Origin of the sequence: Neomesorhizobium albiziae (assembly GCF_900114255.1) — a bacterium.
Lineage (GTDB): Bacteria > Pseudomonadota > Alphaproteobacteria > Rhizobiales > Rhizobiaceae > Neomesorhizobium > Neomesorhizobium albiziae.
In genome coordinates this window covers 76,452-94,297 of record NZ_FOSL01000011.1, presented here as the reverse complement: position 1 = coordinate 94,297, position 17,846 = coordinate 76,452, and the positions used below count along the sequence as shown (strand labels likewise).

At 61.7% G+C, this 17,846-nt stretch carries 10 protein-coding genes and 1 tRNA gene; 7 read left to right on the top strand and 4 right to left on the bottom strand.

Translation table 11 applies throughout. The annotated features are described in order from the left end of the window. Positions 1 to 18 precede the first annotated feature (18 nt). From F3H98_RS17925 to F3H98_RS17915, 3 genes are all read left to right on the top strand, one after another. Positions 19 to 94, top strand: a tRNA-Lys gene (locus F3H98_RS17925). A gap of 302 nt (positions 95 to 396) precedes the next feature. Beyond that, positions 397 to 2,793 (top strand): arylsulfatase, encoded by a 2,397-nt coding sequence (locus tag F3H98_RS17920; RefSeq protein WP_149761531.1) that lies wholly within the window; start codon positions 397 to 399, stop codon positions 2,791 to 2,793. Positions 2,794 to 3,077: 284 nt separating this feature from the next. Next, positions 3,078 to 3,260, top strand: a complete 183-nt coding sequence (locus tag F3H98_RS17915) for a hypothetical protein (protein WP_149761530.1) — start codon at positions 3,078 to 3,080, stop codon at positions 3,258 to 3,260. A gap of 123 nt (positions 3,261 to 3,383) precedes the next feature. On the opposite strand, the gene F3H98_RS17910 is transcribed toward F3H98_RS17915, so the two are convergent. The 3 genes from F3H98_RS17910 to F3H98_RS17900 all read right to left on the bottom strand — a co-directional run bounded on the left by F3H98_RS17910 (position 3,384) and on the right by F3H98_RS17900 (position 10,972). Further along, positions 3,384 to 3,980, bottom strand: coding sequence for a hypothetical protein (locus F3H98_RS17910; protein ID WP_149761529.1), 597 nt, complete (start codon positions 3,978 to 3,980; stop codon positions 3,384 to 3,386). Positions 3,981 to 4,448: 468 nt separating this feature from the next. Further along, positions 4,449 to 9,047, bottom strand: coding sequence for a translocation/assembly module TamB domain-containing protein (locus F3H98_RS17905; protein WP_149761528.1), 4,599 nt, complete (start codon positions 9,045 to 9,047; stop codon positions 4,449 to 4,451). Then, on the bottom strand, positions 9,044 to 10,972 hold the full coding sequence (locus F3H98_RS17900) for an autotransporter assembly complex protein TamA (protein ID WP_431311653.1): 1,929 nt from the start codon (positions 10,970 to 10,972) through the stop codon (positions 9,044 to 9,046). The genes F3H98_RS17905 and F3H98_RS17900 overlap by 4 nt, the downstream gene beginning before the upstream one ends. Before the next feature lie 478 nt (positions 10,973 to 11,450). Between F3H98_RS17900 and F3H98_RS17895 the strand changes: the two genes are divergently transcribed. From F3H98_RS17895 to glmS, 4 genes are all read left to right on the top strand, one after another. Next, positions 11,451 to 12,194 (top strand): cytochrome c biogenesis CcdA family protein, encoded by a 744-nt coding sequence (locus F3H98_RS17895; protein WP_149761526.1) that lies wholly within the window; start codon positions 11,451 to 11,453, stop codon positions 12,192 to 12,194. Between the two features lie 242 nt (positions 12,195 to 12,436). Further along, the gene (locus tag F3H98_RS17890; RefSeq protein ID WP_188130452.1) at positions 12,437 to 13,654 is read left to right on the top strand and encodes an MFS transporter; all 1,218 of its coding nucleotides are present in this window, start codon (positions 12,437 to 12,439) and stop codon (positions 13,652 to 13,654) included. Between the two features lie 236 nt (positions 13,655 to 13,890). After that, a complete protein-coding gene (gene glmU / locus F3H98_RS17885; RefSeq protein WP_149761524.1) occupies positions 13,891 to 15,234 on the top strand; it encodes a bifunctional UDP-N-acetylglucosamine diphosphorylase/glucosamine-1-phosphate N-acetyltransferase GlmU in 1,344 nt (447 codons plus the stop codon). A 163-nt stretch (positions 15,235 to 15,397) separates the two neighbouring features. Then, on the top strand, positions 15,398 to 17,221 hold the full coding sequence (glmS, locus tag F3H98_RS17880; protein WP_149761523.1) for a glutamine--fructose-6-phosphate transaminase (isomerizing): 1,824 nt from the start codon (positions 15,398 to 15,400) through the stop codon (positions 17,219 to 17,221). Positions 17,222 to 17,275: 54 nt separating this feature from the next. Here glmS and F3H98_RS17875 read toward each other — a convergent pair whose 3' ends face one another. Continuing rightward, positions 17,276 to 17,707, bottom strand: a complete 432-nt coding sequence (locus F3H98_RS17875; protein WP_149761522.1) for a hypothetical protein — start codon at positions 17,705 to 17,707, stop codon at positions 17,276 to 17,278. Between the last annotated feature and the right edge of the window lie 139 nt (positions 17,708 to 17,846).

The window sequence follows — 17,846 nt, the reverse complement described above, 5'->3', positions numbered from 1 at the left end:
GGTTTTGCCGGCCCACGGGAGCGCGTAGCTCAGCCGGTAGAGCAACTGACTTTTAATCAGTAGGTCCAGGGTTCGAATCCCTGCGCGCTCACCAACAAAATCAATAATTTACAAGACAATTGTGACAGGGCCTAATGGCCAAAAAGTAAAAACGGGTACATTTTCGGGTACAGCCGCTTTTTTTTGTCCCGATAGTGTCCACTGACGCGCGTGATCCCACGCCAAAGCTGATGACCCAAAAAAGCGCGCAGAAACCCCGGAAGGGATCGGGAATCTTCCCATCCCGAAATAGGGCAACGCCCGATGATCTGCGAGGAAGCAAAATCGCATGATTGGATCGCCGTTGGTTCAACTCCCCAGCGGACGCAACGGCAGAGAATCCGCGAGGAGCCAAGCATGAGATTCCACTCCGGCAGCAGCAGCGTTTTTGGATCGGCTAGAAAAACCCTAGCGCTCAGTGTTTCAATTTTAGTTGCTACAAGTTGTAGTGCAGCAATTGCCCAGGACGCCGCGGTTACGCAACGTGGTCAGGCGGTTTTGCCCTACGCAGAGCAAAAGTATCGAGGGAACGTTGGGACGAGCTATCTGGATTCCGATCCGGCGGAGTTTCCCGCCCCACAAAAGGCTCCGGCAGGGGCACCGAATGTCTTGCTCATTCTCCTCGACGACGTCGGCTTCGGCCAATTCTCGGTGACCGGCGGTGGTGTGCCGGCGCCGAAGATGGAGGAACTGGCCAAAGAAGGTTTGCTCTTTAACCGCTTCCACACAACGGCGGTGTGTTCGCCTTCGCGTGCTGCGCTTCTCACTGGTCGCAACCATCATGTCGCTGGCACCGGGAACATTACCGAAGTTGCGACTGGATTCGATGGCTACACGGGGATCATTCCCAAGGACACCGCGACGGTCGCAGAAATCCTGCACCAGAACGGCTACGTCACTGCCTGGTTCGGCAAAAACCACAATACGCCTATCTATGAGACCAGTCCGATGGGGCCGTTTGACCACTGGCCGAACGGCCTGGGCTTTGACTTCTTCTACGGATTCATGGCCGGCGACACCAGCCAGATACGACCCTATCTCTACCAAAACCAGACGCCACTCGGCACGCCAACTGCACAAGACTACTATCTGAGCGTCGACCTAGCGGATCAAACGATCAACTGGCTCCAAGGGGCGGAGGCAATCCAGCCCGAGAAGCCTTGGTTCATCTACTACGCTCCGGCAGCAACGCATGCGCCGCACCAAGCCCCGAAGGAACTTATCGACAAGTTCAAAGGTCAGTTCGACATGGGCTGGGACGCCTATCGCGAGCAAACTTTTGAGCGGCAGAAGAAGATGGGTGTCATCCCGCAGAACTCGGTGCTGACAGAACGCCCACAGAGTCTCCCCGCATGGAACACGCTCACCGAGGATCAGAAACGGCTCTACAGCCGCATGATGGAAGTCTTCGCGGCCTACGGAAATCAAGTGGACCACGAGGTGGGTCGGGTTCTCGATTTCGTCAAAACTATGCCCGATGCCGAAAACACCATGATCATCTACATCGTTGGTGACAACGGGTCGTCAGCGGAGGGCGGATTCGATGGCACGCTAAATGAGAACGCCTTCTTCAACGCGTATCTCATGAAAACGGACGAGATGCTGGACCGGATCGACGAAATCGGGACGGAGAAGCACTTCAACCATTTTCCAGCGGCATGGGCGCACGCCATGGATACGCCTTTCAAATGGGCGAAACAGGTCGGGAGCCATCTCGGCGGTACCCGCAACCCGATGATCGTGAAATGGCCCGCCCGGTTCCAGCATGGTGGCGAGGTCCGCAGCCAGTTCACGCATGTGATCGACGTAGCGCCGACTATCCTCGCCGCGGCGGGCGTCGAAGAGCCGCGAAGTGTGAACGGAACCGAACAGACGCCAATCCAAGGCCGCAGCTTCCTGCAGGCTCTCGAGAAGGCCGATGCACCTGAGTTCCGCACCAGTCAGTACTTCGAGATGTTGGTCAACCGTGGCATGTACAAGGACGGTTGGTGGGCTGCGTCACTCTCTTTCGAGCCATGGCAGCCTGAACGCGGTGAATTTGATCCATTGACTGCGAAGTGGGAACTCTACAACCTCGACGAAGATTTCACGCAAGCAAATGATCTTGCTGAGAAGGAGCCTGCGAAACTTGCCGAACTGACTACCCTTTGGTGGGCACAGGCTTCGGCAAACAAGGCGCTGCCGCTCGATTGGCGCGGAGCAGAGCGTTTTAGCTCTGAGTTAACAGGTAAGCCGAACCTTGCTGCGGGGAGATCGACGTTCGTCTACCCGGTTGCGCTAGCCGGGCTTCCAGAAGCATCTGCGCCAGACTTGAAGAACAAGTCGTTTTCCATCTCTGCTAAAGTCCGGATCGACGACAATGCCAGCGGGATGATTTTCACTCAGGGCGGCAATACCGGCGGCTGGGCACTCTATCTGAAAGAGGGCAAGCTCGTGGCCGCTCACAACTACATCGACGTGGAACACTATTCGGTCGAAAGCACCGGCCCCGTGCCATCTGGCGAACACGAACTCAAAATGGAGTTCTCGTACGAGGGTGGAAAGGAGACGGGCAAGGGGGGCACCGTGAAACTCTCCGCCGATGGCCAACAGCTTGGCATTGGAAAGATCGAAAAGACCACCCCGTTCAAATACTCGCTGTCCGAAAATCAGGATATCGGCTCTGACACGGGCACTCCGGTGACTTACGATTATACCCCACCGTTCAACTTCCAGGGGACCTTGGAGGAGGTAGTCGTGGAAGTGGGGCAGTAAGCGGTTCCGGCTAGGAAAGGGCTTCGAGGCGCGTCATGCATTCTTGCATGGTCGAGTAAAAGCCCATCGTAGGCGCGTCTGGCGCGAACTATGAATATCTGGCTGAGACGCTCGACCTATACGGCAATCGACGGAATTGCGAAGATGTCAGACCGAATCGAGCTGGACCGTCAAATTGACGATTCGAGAAAGCCGCCAGGGCATGGTGGGGGCAACATATGTCGGATTCGCCTCACGAGCGGCGCGGTGATCGCCGCAATTTTGCGCGGGGATCAGCCGTTATCGTGAAAACTGCCGTGGTCATGCTTGTCGGCTTGACCGTCGCCGGCTGTGGCGCGGCCAGCGCGGCCCGGGAGAGCGGCAAACTGTTCGACAAATACGGTTGCCTCGCACGGGAATTCAAAGGTGAGCCGCCGTGCAAGGCGCCGGCCACGCCGGGCGATACCGCCACGGTCGCTCCCAACTGAGGGCGATACGGGACGGCGCGACAGATTCAAGGTTTTCGCAGTCGTGGCATTTCCGGAATTGCGCCCGTGATGCCCTTCCAGCGCCGTCAGCAGTTTTTCTTGTAGAAGACGCCGAGCTTGCGGCTATCTCAGGGTGTATTGGCTGAGAGCCACGCCGTCGATCTGTCCATCTTTAAGGCGGTAAACGAGAGATTGGAGCTTGCCTTTCCCGTCCGCATCGGGCTGGACGTTGTGCGTGTAGCGAATAATGCCATCCGATGTCGCCGCTCCAAACGTGGCGACGAGGTCTTTTTCGCCGCCGTCGAGACTGGGCACCGGCAAAGTCCAGTGGGACAATGTCTCGGGACCGACTTCGCATCCCGACTGCGCCGCGTCACCTTCGTCACCGGCGATCGTGGTGAGGACACCCTTGCCCTCAGCGCCGCGACCGTCCGAAATGAACCACTGGCGATTGTAGCGATCGCCAATCTTGACCTCGTAGCAGAGCCAACTGACGGGGGCCGCGTCGTTTCCACGGTTGTGGATGGTTCCGCCAAACTGGGCCACGACTTCGTCGAGCGTCGTCTTCTCAAGAACGATGTCGAGCGTGTCCGCCTTTATCGTGTTGTCAAAAGGCCCGCGCATCGGGAGTTGTTGCGCATCTGCCGCCAGACCGGACAACACAAGCGAGGGGAAACCCGTCAGTCTGAGATCGTCGGCAGCAGCCTGCCCCAGAGGCAAGCTGCCTACCAGAATGGCTATGGAGACTGCGAGCTTCGACCGTCTGGGTTTCCTATTTTTGCACGCCGCATGCATGGTCCTGACCCCTCTACCTCGATTTGACATGACCGACTCCTGCGTGGCCCCGGACGGGAGCCGGTTCGTTTACTGTCAGGCGTCGACCCTCTTGCTGATTTGATCCAGTTGATGGCTCCTTTGCACGCGTTGTCCCAACGATCACAATCGTCGACGACCGCGTCGAGGCCGACATCGGCGGTCTCGCCGGCGCGACCGCGAGCGAAAGGCTAGAATACCGATGCAGGCAGGAACATCAGGTTATCTCCCATAATTCCTGGAGGATTCTACCGAGCGCCTTATGCGCATTTGCCATGGGAAGTCTTGTTCGCCTAGCACACGCCGATCATTGTCGACGGGAAACATCAAGCGCCGCAGGAACGAGCCCTGCTGGGTGACGCCGCTTTTGCGCCGTCAGTAATCTTTCTCGTAAAAGATGCCGAGGCCAGTATCGCCGTCGGAGCCTACCGAGCCGCGCGCCTTCAGATTGTCGGTGACGTCGAGGTTGATGGTGCCCTTGGTCGAGCCGCCCGCGCCGGCCTCGACGCCGAGATAGACATTGTCGCTGATGTAGCGCCCGGCGCGCACAGCCGCGTTGCCCTCGCTGTCGGTGACGACATCGAGATCGTCGAGGCCCGTTGCGGCGCGCAGGTTGCCGAGCAGCGACGTGTTGCCGCCGCCCGCAAGCTCGGCGGCGGCCGCGGCGAGTTGGGCGATCTGGATGGGCGACAGTTCGTTGATGCCGCGATTGAAGATCAGGCGGGCGAGCACCTCGTCCTGCGGCAACTCGGGTTGCGAGGAGAATTCCACTTTGAGGTCGGAGACGCGGCCGCTGACAGTGATGAAAACGGTGATGTCCTGGCCGGGCGAGCGGGCGACGAAGTTCAGGAACGGGTCGAGGTCGCCGACCAGCGTAACCGTGCCTTCGTCGAAGGTGATGCGTTGGCTGAGGATCGAGAGCCGCCCGCGGATCATCTGGAAGCCCCCGACCGGCTGGATATCGGTGACAGGGCCGGTAAGGCGCACGGAGCCACCAAGTTCGGCGTCGAGGCCGCGGCCGCGAACGAAGATGCGGCGCGGCGCGTTGACCGTGACGTCGAGCCTGACGACGCTCGGCCGCGCGCTCGGCGTTGGCGTGCCGTCGTTGGCCTTGGCGCGCTTCAGCGTTGCCACCACGCCCCTCGGCGCGTCGATATGCTTGACGTCGATGGCGGCGGCGGCCCCGCCAAGACTGTCGGGCACCAGGATTTCGGCGCGGTCCACGTCGATCGTGCCGCTGAGGAGCGGATCGCGGGTGAGGGCGCCGGTTATCGCAAGGGCGCCATCCACCGTGGCCACGACCATGTTGCCGTCCGCATATCTGGCCTTGTCGAGGGTGATGCGGATGTTGGCGGGGAAACCGGCTGCAGCGTTTGTCGAAATGGTGCCGGAGGCCCCGATCCTGCCGCCGGAGGCGAGAGCTGCCGAGACGTTGCGGAGCGTCACGGTTTCGCCGTCGATGCTCGCCATCACCGCGATGTCGCGCAACTGCACGTTGGTCTCCGGATCGACGAAGCCGGCACCAACCGTTGAGAACATGCCGCGTATCGACGGCTTCCTCAGGTTGCCGGAAACATTGGCGCTGAGTTTCAACGTGCCCGAAACCTGGGCGCCGCGCTCGGCCAGAAAACGGTTGGCAAGCGACAGCGGGGCCTCGCCGTTGATGGTGACGCCGATGCCGTCGCCGGCAAGCGGCACGCGGCCGCTCGCCGAGACGGTCAGGCCTTGCGGGCCGTTGACAGTTGCCGACGAAAGATCGAGCACCCTGCCGCCGTAGCGGCCGGTGGCCGCGACATCGAGCGGTGCGACGCCGGCGGCTTCTAGGGGTGCCGCCCTGACGCCTGCGGCGCGCAGCTGGAACGACGCGCCGGGATCGGCAAGCCTGCCGGTGACCTTGGCGGAGCCGGAAAGATTGCCGCCAAGGTTCTGGCCGGGAGCGACTGCGTTCAAAACAGCGAGTGGGAACGCCTCGAGGGCGACATCTAGCGCCAGATTGCCATCGTCGAGGGGCACGCCGCCCGACAGCCTGGCGCGCAATCCCTCCGGGCTGGTGACGGTTGCATCGAGGTTGAGGCGGCTGGTCGAGGAAGTTCCCCTGGCGTCGACGGAAATCGACCTCAACCCCGACTGGCTGAGTGCCGCCGCGGCCAGCTGCCTTCCCTGAATGTTGAAGTTGATATCCGGCCTGGCGCGTGTACCGCCTATTTTGGCGGAGCCGTCCAGCGTGCCGCCCAACCTGAGGTCGGGCTTGATGGTGTTGGCGATCGCCAGGGGCAGCGCCTTTATCGCGACATTGAGATCAAGCGTATCCTCGACCTTTCCGGATGCGGTGATGCGACCGCCGCCGACATCCATGGCGAGATTGTCGATCGCCAGGTTCTGGCCGCGTATGGTGATGGCTGCAGGCTGCACCAGGCGGGCGGAAAGCTGGCCCTGCGTCACATCGAGATTTCCGAGACCGACGCGGTAGCCGCCTTCGACCGGGCTCAGTGCGCCCTTCACAGAGGTTTTGGTGCCGTTCTTCAGCGACGCGTCGGCGACGAAGCCGGTGGTGTCGCCATTTTTCACTGCGGTTGCCTGCATTGTCGCAATGTCGATGCCGCCCGCCGACAGATCGGTCGCCGACATCGAGCCATCGATGGCCGGCACCTTGAAGAGGTCGGAAATCTTTGCCTGCAAATCGGCCTTGCCGAGCCTGACAGCATCCATTTCGAAGCCGGTGACCGTGGCGGTGACGTCGGCGTTCTGGATCAGGCCATCTGCCGCAAGGTCGATCGTCGCCTCCACCGCGCCCTTGGCATTGACCAGGGCAAGGGCTGCGGCGGTGGAAATATCGGCTGATTTCAGCTGCAGCTGACCGGTCAGCTGGCCTTCCCTGGCCTGGGTGACATCGCCGGTGATGCGTGTGGCGCCGGCCGAAAAATCGAGATCGCCAAGCCGGCGTTCGTTTTCGGTGACAGCGATTGCCGAGGCGAGGCTGACCTTGACGCGTTCGAGGAACGCGCTGCCGGTTACCTGGCCGTTGAGGTCGTTGTTCTGCAGCGTGCCTTCGAAGCCCAGGGCGGCATTGCTGAGGTTCTTGCCGACCAGCGTGCCGCTGGCGATGTCGGCGCCGAAGGTCAATCCGATCAGGCCGTCGGCGCCCGACGCACGGCCCTTGGCGGTCAGCCGGCCGGAGGCCTGCTCGGACAGCAGCGCGAGGTCGGCGAGCGCCAGGTCCAGATTGAAATCGGCGGCGCCGGTGGCGTAGGTGCCATCGGCGGTGAGGTCGACCTGGTTGTTGAAGACGCGTAGTTTGTCGGCGACCAGGCCCATCTCGCCGCGGGCGACGCGGCCGGTGATACGGGTTTCGCCCTCCAGCACATTGTCGGCGGCCTTGTTGTCGATCCTGAGCTCGGTCGCGGTGCTGTCCAGGGTCAGGTCGAAAGCGCCGCCGACCGGCTTTACCTCGCCATTTGCCTTGAGTTTCATGGCGCCGGCGAGCTCGCGTCCGGCGAGGTCGGAGAATGGCGCGATGCTTGCCGCATCAACCGCGATGTCGCCCTTGAAGGCGAGTGCGGCAATGTCGCCGGCAAGCGAGACGCTCAGCCCATTGCCGGCCAGCAGCGCCCTGGCGAGCTTGACTGGTTGGCCAGCGTTCCAGGCGCCCTCGATGTCGAGGGCGATGCGGTCGCCAAGCGCCTTTTGAACGTCGGCCCGATCGGCGACGATGCCGGATGCGCTGCCATCGGCCTTGAACGTGATCTGGCGGCTCGCCGGCTGAGAAAGATTGCGGGCAAGGCCGCCCAGCGCGATGGCGACCTTGTCGGAACCGAATGTGCCCGTCGTCAGCTTGTCGATATCGATGGCGCCGCTCCATTCCTCCGAGGCTGTTTCGCCAAAGGTGAGGGAGAGGGCGGCACGCTCGACGGTCGTTTCGCCGCCGGGCACCGGCAGCAGCACCGTTTCCGCAGTCGCGTCGTCGATCACGGCATTGAGCTTGAGGCGTTGCAGGAAACCGTCCGTGGCTGTCTCCGCAGCGGCATCGATGGTGAGTGCTGCGCTCTTCAGGGCGAGGTTGTCGAGCAGGAAGCCGCCGGCGTCGCGGACCAGGCCGTTCGCGACCAGCGTGGTCTCAGCACCGAAGAAGGCGCGGAACTGCGCGGGGATGATTTTGGCGATCGGGCCTTCGAGATTGGTCGAAAACCCGTATCCGTCACCCTGCCGGCGTATCTGGGTGGTGCCGGTCAGCACCCTTTCCGCATTTGCATCGAGCGTCAGGCCGAGGTCGAGGTTGGAAAGCGGGCCCGACCCCTTCAGCGCCAGCGCCACTGGCGGACGGCCTTCGATGCCAAGCAGATTGGCGATGATACCGTCGGCAGGCTCGGACAGGGTGAAATCGAGGTCGAGATTCTGGGTGGCGTTGGCGTAAGTGGCGGTCAATCCCATCTGGCCGCCCGGACCGTCGAGACGGGTCACATTCAGCGCGGTATCAAGCGAGCCGTCCGCCAGCCGCAGGCGGCCGGTGACGCCGATCTCGGAGGCCAGCCCGAAGACGCCTTCGCCGAATGTGACGCGCGCCACCTCCAGATTGCCCAGCGTGATCGAAAGCGGCAGTTCGGGAAGCTTGAAACTGCCGGATTCCGGCGCGGGCAGGCCTTCTTCCGGCAGCGGCTTGCGCAGCACCTCGATGCTGTCGGCCGCAAGCGTGTCGATGTCGAGTCGCCCCAACAGCAGCGCTGAACGGGTCCAGACGATGCGGGCGTTGGCGATGCGCAGCCAAATGCCTTCGCGGTCGGCTATGGTGATCAGGCCGATGGTTGCGTTGGATGACAACACGCCCTGGATGCCGGAGATCCTGATCTGCCTGTTCGGGGTCGACAGCTGGTTTTCGACGAAGCCAACGAAATAGGAACGCTCCTCGTCGGCCGTTTCCTGCGCGAGGGCGGGCAGCGCCAGAATGAAAAGAGCGAGGGCGAAGAGGATGCGGGTCAAAACGCTTGTCCTATTCCAACGTAGAAAGCGACGCTCGGGTCGTCGCGCTGCCGGTCTAGCGGTACGGCGAGATCGAGCCTGATCGGACCGAGGCCGGTATAATAACGCAGGCCGCCGCCGACGCCGACACGCAGATCCTCGGCGAAGTCCGGAAAGGATTCCTCGCCGACATAACCGGCGTCGACAAAAGCGACGAGGCCGATGCCGTCGGTGACGCGGGCACGGATTTCCGCCGAAGCCTCGATCAGCGACCGGCCGCCGATGACTTCGCCAGCCGGTGTCACCACGCCGATGTTGCGGTAGGCGTAACCGCGCACCGACCCACCACCGCCGGCGAAGAACAGCTTGTCAGGTGCGGTCTCCGAGATCGGCGCGCCGAACAGGGTCCCGAGCTTGACGCGGCCGGCCAGCACGACCGGGTTTTCCTTGCCGAAGCCGTAATAGGTGCGGCCTTCGGCGGTGAGTTTGCCGACCGCGTTGCCGTAGTTGAATTCGTAAAACGGCTCGGCGATGGCCTCGACGAAGTAGCCTTGGGTGGCATCGGTCTTGTTGTCGCGGTTGTCGAAGGTGAGCCCGCCGAGAAAACCGATATCGGCGAAGTCGCGGGTGCCGAACGTGTCGTCCTCGAACTGGGCGTAACCGCCCTTGAGGAAAAGCTTTCCGGAAAGCTCTTCGGAAAACATGTGGTTGAAGCCGAGCTGCCCGGTGACGGCGGTGCGCGTGTAGGGATCGAGCACCTCGCGGTCGCCAAACAGCGAGGCTTCGAAATCGGTGTCGGGCGTGTAGACCCCAGGCTTGATGAAGGTGGCGCCCACCCGGTAGGTGAGTTCGTCGGGCTCGAACGTCTGACCGATGTTCGCCACCTTGGCGTCGAAGCGCAAACGTTCGGCGCGGCCGAACAGGTTGCGGTGCAGCCAGTAGGCTTCAAGGCCGAGACCGTCGAGGGTGGAGTAGCTGCCGCCGACGCCAAAACGGCGCAGCTTGCGTTCCTGCACCACGACAGTGAGCGGCAGGCGGCCGTTCTGGTCTATGACGTCCCCCTCCTGGATGCGCAACGCCCGGAAGACATCGAGCCGCGACAGGCGCTTGTTGGCGCGGTCGATATCATCTGGATCGTATTCCTGGCCGGGCTTGAGGCCGGTCATCCAGGCGACGAACGCCGGGTCCATGCGCTCGGTGCCTTCAACGGCGACATCGTCATAATAGGCCTTGCGACCGGGATCGACCTCGATGATGGCGTCGACCGTGTTGTTGTCGTGCGCGGCAGTCACCCGCCGGTCGGCGATGTTCGCCTTGGGGTGGCCCTGTTCGCGCCATGCTTCGACGGAGAGCTTTTCCGCCTGCAGAATGACGCCGGAACGCGCCGGCTGGCCCATCGCGAAACCTTCGTCTTCCGGCAGCGGCACCCTGTCGTCGCGACGCTGAGGCGGCGGCGCGCGGTTGATGATGCTGGCCTTGTCGAACAGGAAGACGGGCCCGGGGTTTACCGTGATCGAGACGGAAGCGGTTTCAGCCACCGTGGCGTCTGGGGGCAGGTCGGCTGCCTCGCGCCCGTCGACCAGGATGCTGATGGTGCCGCCGTAGCGGCCCTGTCCATAGAGGGCGGCCAGCAGGCGCCTGTAATCGCTGCGCGCCTTTGCCAGGAGCCCGGCGGCGCCGGAGGCCGGCTTTTTCCGGTCCGTCCACAGGCCAGACGCGCCTTTCAGCGTCTTCTCGACGTTCCTTTCCTCGCCGGTGACGATGAAGTCGACGGTGTAGTCCTGCGGCTCGCCGATCGTTTCGTCCGCTTCGTCCGCCTTCTTCTCTCCCCAGAGATGGATGCCGAACAGTTCGAACGCCGTCGCAGGCGACGGCGCAACCAGTGTCGCGCCCGCGAAAATCACGCCGATAAGCAGGGAACAATGCCGCAACGCCAATACCTTCACTGATACTCCTCGACGCGATGGGCGGGCATTGAGCCCATCTTCATGGGGCGGGTGGTGCGAGCAAGTCACGAACAATTGCAAACTGCAATGAAACCAGACTGCGCGCCAGGTTCCGCTCCAGCCGCCAATGCTAGCGGAAAGCATTGACGAATCCTTGAAGGCTCATGACAAAATTGGGGATTTGATGCAATCCGGTAAGGATTTGTTCACTACGCGCGTGTAACGGGTTGTGTATCGCGTTTGTATCGAGTAGCTCCGCGATCGATGCTCGGAAGGAGGCGGGGTTACCCTCGCCATTCAGGCAATTCCTCCCGGGTATCGTCTAAAGGTTGTGCCGGGGGGCGGCAATCTTTCTTTCCTTCGTTCGCTGGGCTCAAATCCTGCCAGCGACTTCTTGCCACGCAATGGTGATTGGAGCGCCCAGCGCGACGCGGCTATATGCAGTCGCGACAATTGCGGGGCTTAGCGAATCCAGATCATGGCCATCGACGTCGGATATCTCAGCGCGGTTGGGGCAGGAGCCTTGTCGTTCCTGTCGCCATGTGTCTTGCCGCTGGTGCCGCCTTATCTCTGCTACATGGCAGGCGTTTCGGTCGAGGATTTCCGGGCCGAAAGGGCGAATGTCGATGCCGGGGCAAAAAAGGCGCTGATCCTCGCCTCGGTCGCCTTCGTGCTCGGCTTTTCAACCGTTTTCGTGGCACTTGGCGCCGGAGCGTCGACGATCGGCCGCCTGTTGCGCGTCTGGCAGGAACCGCTGGCGATCGCGGCCGGTGTGCTGATCATCCTGATGGGGCTGAATTTCCTCGGCATACTGCGCATTCCGCTTTTGTCGCGCGAGGCGCGGTTCCAGGCCGAGGGCAAGCCCGCCAGCACTGCCGCTGCCTATGCCATGGGACTGGCCTTCGCGTTTGGCTGGACGCCTTGCATCGGCCCGGTGCTCGGCCCGATCCTGACGCTTGCCGGCGGCCGCGAAACGGTGGGCGAGGGCGCCTTGTTGCTGGCGGCCTATTCGATCGGGCTCGGCATCCCGTTCCTGGCCGCTGCACTTTTCTCCGGCGCCTTCATGCGGTTCCTGTCGCGCTTCCGCATGCATTTGGGGCGGGTGGAAAAGGTGATCGGTGCAATGCTGGTGCTCGCCGGTATCTTCTTCATCACCGGCGGCGTGCAAACCACAGCTTACTGGCTGCTCGAGACGTTCCCGGCGCTGGGGCGGCTTGGCTGAGGCGTAAAAAGGGTTCTAAGCGGCAGGAAGATTCTTCGTTCCAGCCTGCCTTCAAGTGTTTATCGGTACGGAAAGTTTTCCCGCCCAACGGGCAGACTGCGTCAAATACACGCATGGATGATATGTATCTACCAGTGGCCCTCCGTCAATTTCGATACAGTTAACACGGTCGATCCAAGCTGATGCGACGCCGGAACGGGAGAGGCATTCTCCTTTGCCTGCGGCGGCCAAAGGAGATCGCCTTGCCCCTCAGTGCACAGCAGAGAAAAACCGTCCTTGCGTCATTCCTGGGCTGGACCCTCGACGCCTTCGACTTCTTCCTCTTGACCTTTCTGCTGACGGATATCGCAAACGAATTCCAGGTCGGCCTTCCCGCAGTTTCGCAAGCCCTGTTCCTCACTCTGGCGACCCGTTTCATAGGCGCCCTTATTTTCGGCAGGCTGGCCGACAGGTTCGGACGCAAGCCGATCCTGATGCTCAACATCGTCAGCTATTCGGTGATCGGCGCGCTGGCTGCCTTCGCGCCAAATCTCACTATGTTCCTGATCCTGCGTGCCATCTTCGGGGTCGCTATGGGCGGCGAATGGGGCCTCGCAAGCTCGTTGGTGATGGAATCCATTCCCCCATCTGCGCGCGGCAAGGTCTCGGGTCTCCTTCAGGCGGGCTATCCCACGGGCTATCTTCTGGCGGCTGTCGTCTACGGCCTGTTCTATGGCCAGAATATCGCCGGCCATGTGGTCGGCTGGCGTACAATGTTCCTGCTCAGCATCCTGCCAGCATTTATGGTGCTCTTTATTCGGTCGCACGTTCCCGAATCACCTGCTTTCGTTGAAGCCCGGGAGCAGGCGAGACCTGATCTTGGAGAGACCTTGCGGCGGCACTGGAGCGTCGCCCTCTATGCCGTGGTGCTGATGATGTTTTTCAACCTGTTCAGCCACGGCACTCAGGATCTCTATCCGACCTTCCTGAAGAAACAGCATGGCTTCGATGCTGAGACGGTGAGTTGGATCACGATCGTCGCTAATCTCGGTGCGATCGCCGGCGGCCTGCTGTTTGGGTCCCTGTCCGAGAGAATAGGCCGCGTCAACGCCATCACCATCGCCTGCCTAATCGCACTGCCTTCTCTGCCGCTTTGGGCCTACAGCAGTACGCCCGCCATGCTGGCGGTCGGCGCTTTCATGATGCAGATCTCGGTACAGGGTGCGTGGGGTGTCATTCCGGCGCATCTCAACGAGCTTTCGCCGGGCGCAGTCCGTGCGACCTTGCCAGGCTTCATCTATCAGGCCGGCAATCTCGCGGCTTCCTATAGTGGCCCCTACCAGGCCAGCCTCGCAGAGGCTTCGGGCAGCAGCTATGGCTATGCGCTAGCGCTCTTTGCCGGCGTTGTGGCTATCTGCATCATTGTCTTTATCTACTTCAGCCCGGAACGGCGCGGACAAGTGATGACCGTTATTGAATGACATCTGGATAGAGTTGGCAGAATTCTCACCCCACCCTGAGGCGAACGTCAAAACCCTGCCGCATTGGAGTGAAACGGCTCCGATGCTAGAGTGGAATGCATTCAAGTCGAACCTGACATTCCGCTCTCTCGGTTTGTTTTAGCCGCATTTGTGCGACGCCAGGTGATTTCCACCGGGCTGCAAAATGCTCTAAACATTCGCCCCGAATCCATCCCTTTTTCCTCGCGGACGCTGCCATGACATCGAGAACCTGCCTGTCGATCATCCTTGCCGCGGGCGAAGGCACGCGCATGAAGAGCGCCAAGTCGAAGTTGCTGCATGAGATCGCCGGCCTTCCGATGGTGATACACGTCATGCGCGCGGCGCAGGCGGCCGGCGCCGGCGATCTTGCGCTTGTTATCGGCCACGGAGCCGACGAGGTGCGGGCAGCAACGTCCTCTGGCGGGGGCACGGAAAGTTTCGTCCAGGCCGAACGCCTGGGGACCGCGCATGCGGCACTCGCGGCCCGCGAGGCGATCGCGCGCGGTTACGACGATGTGCTGGTGATGTTCGGAGACACGCCGCTGATCGATCCGGCGGCGCTGATCGTGGCGCGCGATAAGCTGGCGAATGGCGCGGCGGTGGCGGTTCTCGGTTTTCGCACGCCCAACCCCACCGGCTATGGCCGGCTGCTGGAAAAGGATGGCGCATTGCTTGCCATCCGCGAGGAAAAGGACTGCTCGGAGGAAGAACGGAAGGTCACGTTCTGCAACAGCGGGCTGATGGCGATCGACGGAAAACTGGCGCTGTCGCTGCTTGAGGCTGTCCGCAACAACAATGCCAAGGGCGAATATTACCTGACCGACATCGTCGGCATCGCCAACGAGCGGGACCTCAAGGTCGTCGCGACCGAGGCGAGCTACGAGAATGCGCTCGGCATCAACAACCGCGCCGAACTCGCGGAAGCCGAGGCGATCTGGCAGAAGCGCAAGCGGCGCGAGATGATGCTTTCCGGCGTAACGCTGATTGCGCCGGAAACGGTTTTCTTCTCGCACGACACCGAAATCGGCGCCGAAACCGTGGTTGAGCCGAACGTCTATTTCGCAACGGGCGTGAAGATCGCCGGCAACGCCACCATCCACGCATTCTCGCAACTCGAAGGCGCGACGGTAGCGAGCGGCGCGTCGGTCGGGCCGTTTGCACGGCTGCGTCCGGGCGCCGATCTCGGCGAAAAATCGAAGGTCGGCAATTTCTGCGAGGTGAAGAAAGCCAAAATCGAGGCCGGCGCCAAGATCAACCACCTTTCCTACATCGGCGATGCCAGGGTGGGCGCGAAGGCGAATATCGGCGCGGGTACGATCACCTGCAATTACGATGGCTACAGCAAGTTCTTCACCGACATCGGCGAGGGAGCCTTCGTCGGCTCCAATTCCGCACTTGTCGCGCCGATCAGGATCGGCAACGGGGCCTACATCGCATCGGGCAGCGTGATCACCGAAGAGGTGCCGGACGATGCCCTGGCCTTCGGCCGGGCGCGCCAGAAAACCCTGCCGGAGCGCGCCAGGCAATTGCGCGAGCGGCGGGCGTCAGCGAAGAAATAACGAATTGCGCGAGCGCTTTGCAATAGTTCCCGCTCCATAATACAGGGGACGTCCGAGGTCGGCTCTTCTGACAAGAAACGACACGACAAGTGATTTTTGCACGTCCTGCTTCCATTCTAGAGGGGAGCCAGGGTGACACTCTTTTGAAACGGGGTTTGGACGCATGTGCGGAATTGTTGGGATCGTCGGCCGCGGGCCTGTAGCGCCGCTTATCGTCGATGCGCTGAAGCGGCTTGAGTATCGCGGTTACGATTCGGCCGGCGTCGCGACCATCGAGGCCGGCGTTCTCGGCCGCCGGCGCGCGGAAGGCAAGCTCGTCAATCTCGAGAAGCGGCTCAACGCCGAGCCGCTCGACGGCAAGATCGGTATCGGCCACACGCGCTGGGCCACGCATGGCGTGCCCAATGAAACCAACGCGCATCCGCATTTTTCCAACGGCGTCGCCGTGGTCCACAACGGCATCATCGAGAACTTCGCCAGCCTGCGCGACGAACTGATTGCCGACGGTTATGTTTTTTCCTCGCAGACCGACACCGAGGTGGTCGCCCACCTGATCGCCCGCGAACTGAAGCGCGGCGCCGATCCGGTCGCCGCCGCGCACGGCACGTTGAAGCAGCTGGAAGGCGCCTTTGCACTGGCCATCATGTTCCAGGGCGACGAGGATCTGATCGTAGGAGCCCGCAACGGCCCGCCGCTGGCCGTCGGCCACGGCGAAGGCGAGATGTTCCTCGGCTCCGACGCCATCGCGCTTGCTCCTTTCACCAATTCCGTGACTTATCTGGAAGATGGCGACTGGGCGACCATCCGCCGCGACAAAGCCGAAATTTTCGACATGGACGGCGCCCGCGTGGAACGCAAGCGCCAGCAGTCGCTGTCGACCAGCTACATGGTCGACAAGGGCAACCGGCGGCATTTCATGGAAAAGGAAATCCATGAGCAGCCGGAAGTAATCTCGCACACGCTGGCGCACTATCTCGATTTCACCAGCGACAGCTCGAAGCCGCTGGATTTGCCATTCGATTTCGCCAAGCTCGACCGCATCGCGATCTCGGCCTGCGGCACGGCCTATCTGAGTGGCCTGATCGGCAAGTACTGGTTCGAGCGGCTGGCGCGGCTGCCGGTCGATATCGATATCGCTTCCGAGTTCCGCTACCGCGAAATGCCGATTTCGAAGGACAGCGCGGCATTCTTCATCTCGCAATCAGGCGAGACCGCCGACACGCTTGCCTCGCTGCGCTATTGCCGCAGCGCCGGCGTTCCGATCGGCGCCATTGTCAACGTGCGCGAATCGACCATAGCGCGCGAGTCCGACGTCGTCCTGCCGACGCTCGCCGGGCCGGAAATCGGCGTCGCCTCGACCAAGGCGTTCACCTGCCAGCTTTCGGTTCTGGCTTCACTGGCGGTGCGGGCCGGCGTGGCGCGCGGAACCATTTCGCGCGAGCAGGAAAAGGCGCTGGTGCACCAGCTCTCCGAGGCGCCGCGCTTTGCCACCCAGGTGCTGAAGCTCGAGGAGCAGATCGAGAAGTTGGCACGCGATCTTTCACGCTACCACCATGTACTCTATCTCGGCCGCGACACCAACTTCCCGCTTGCCATGGAAGGCGCGCTCAAGCTCAAGGAAATTTCCTATATCCACGCCGAAGGCTACGCGGCGGGCGAACTGAAACACGGCCCGATCGCGCTGATCGACGAGAATATGCCGGTGATCGTGATCGCGCCGCATGACCGCATTTTCGAAAAGACGGTGTCGAACATGCAGGAAGTGGCGGCGCGCGGCGGCAAGATCATCCTGATCACCGACAAGAAGGGCGCAGCACTTGCCAGCGTCAAGACGATGGAGACCATCGTGCTGCCGGACGTGCCGGAGATCATCGCGCCGCTGATCTATGCGTTGCCGATCCAGATGCTGGCCTATTTCACGGCGGTGTTCATGGGCACCGACGTCGACCAGCCGCGCAACCTGGCGAAGTCGGTGACCGTCGAATAGGGCGTGTCGATATTCAGGTGATGCCGGCCTGACCTGAATCTCAACCTGTGGAGCTCAGGCAGGCGCGAGTTCGTAAATGATAAAGCCGTTGCTGCGCTCGCGTTCGTTGAAACCGATAATGCGAAACCATTTTGCGACATCGGGACGGTCCAACCAACTGTATGAATGGATCGGGAGGTTGCCACAGAGGGCCTGGATTCGCCTGATGTGCTTTTTGCAAAAGCGGACGCTGGACCGTGAGAAGAAGCTTTCATGTGCTGCGAAGGCCGTTTGGGCAGCGTGATCGCTCTCGCGCCAGGCGATGAGAGCGACCGGTTTTCCATCCTCCAGCAGCGTGTGCGCCCGGCCTTCTTTGAGGCTCATCACGAATTCGTCCTTCACCTCGTCGATGTTCAGACCGGCGGTCGCGTATTCGGAGGCCATCCGGCGAGCCAATTCCCGGAAAATGGTGGCGAGATCTGCGATGGTCGCGGTTCGATATTCCATGGTTCACTCCATCGGGCGGTTTCTGCCTGAACGACGCTGAGGTGGCCAGTTTGTTCCATTTGGCTCGATCAGCGCAAACTGTCGCGCTGTCGTCACATTCGGCTATTCAAACATTGTTTCAACACGCTACCTTGTTGCG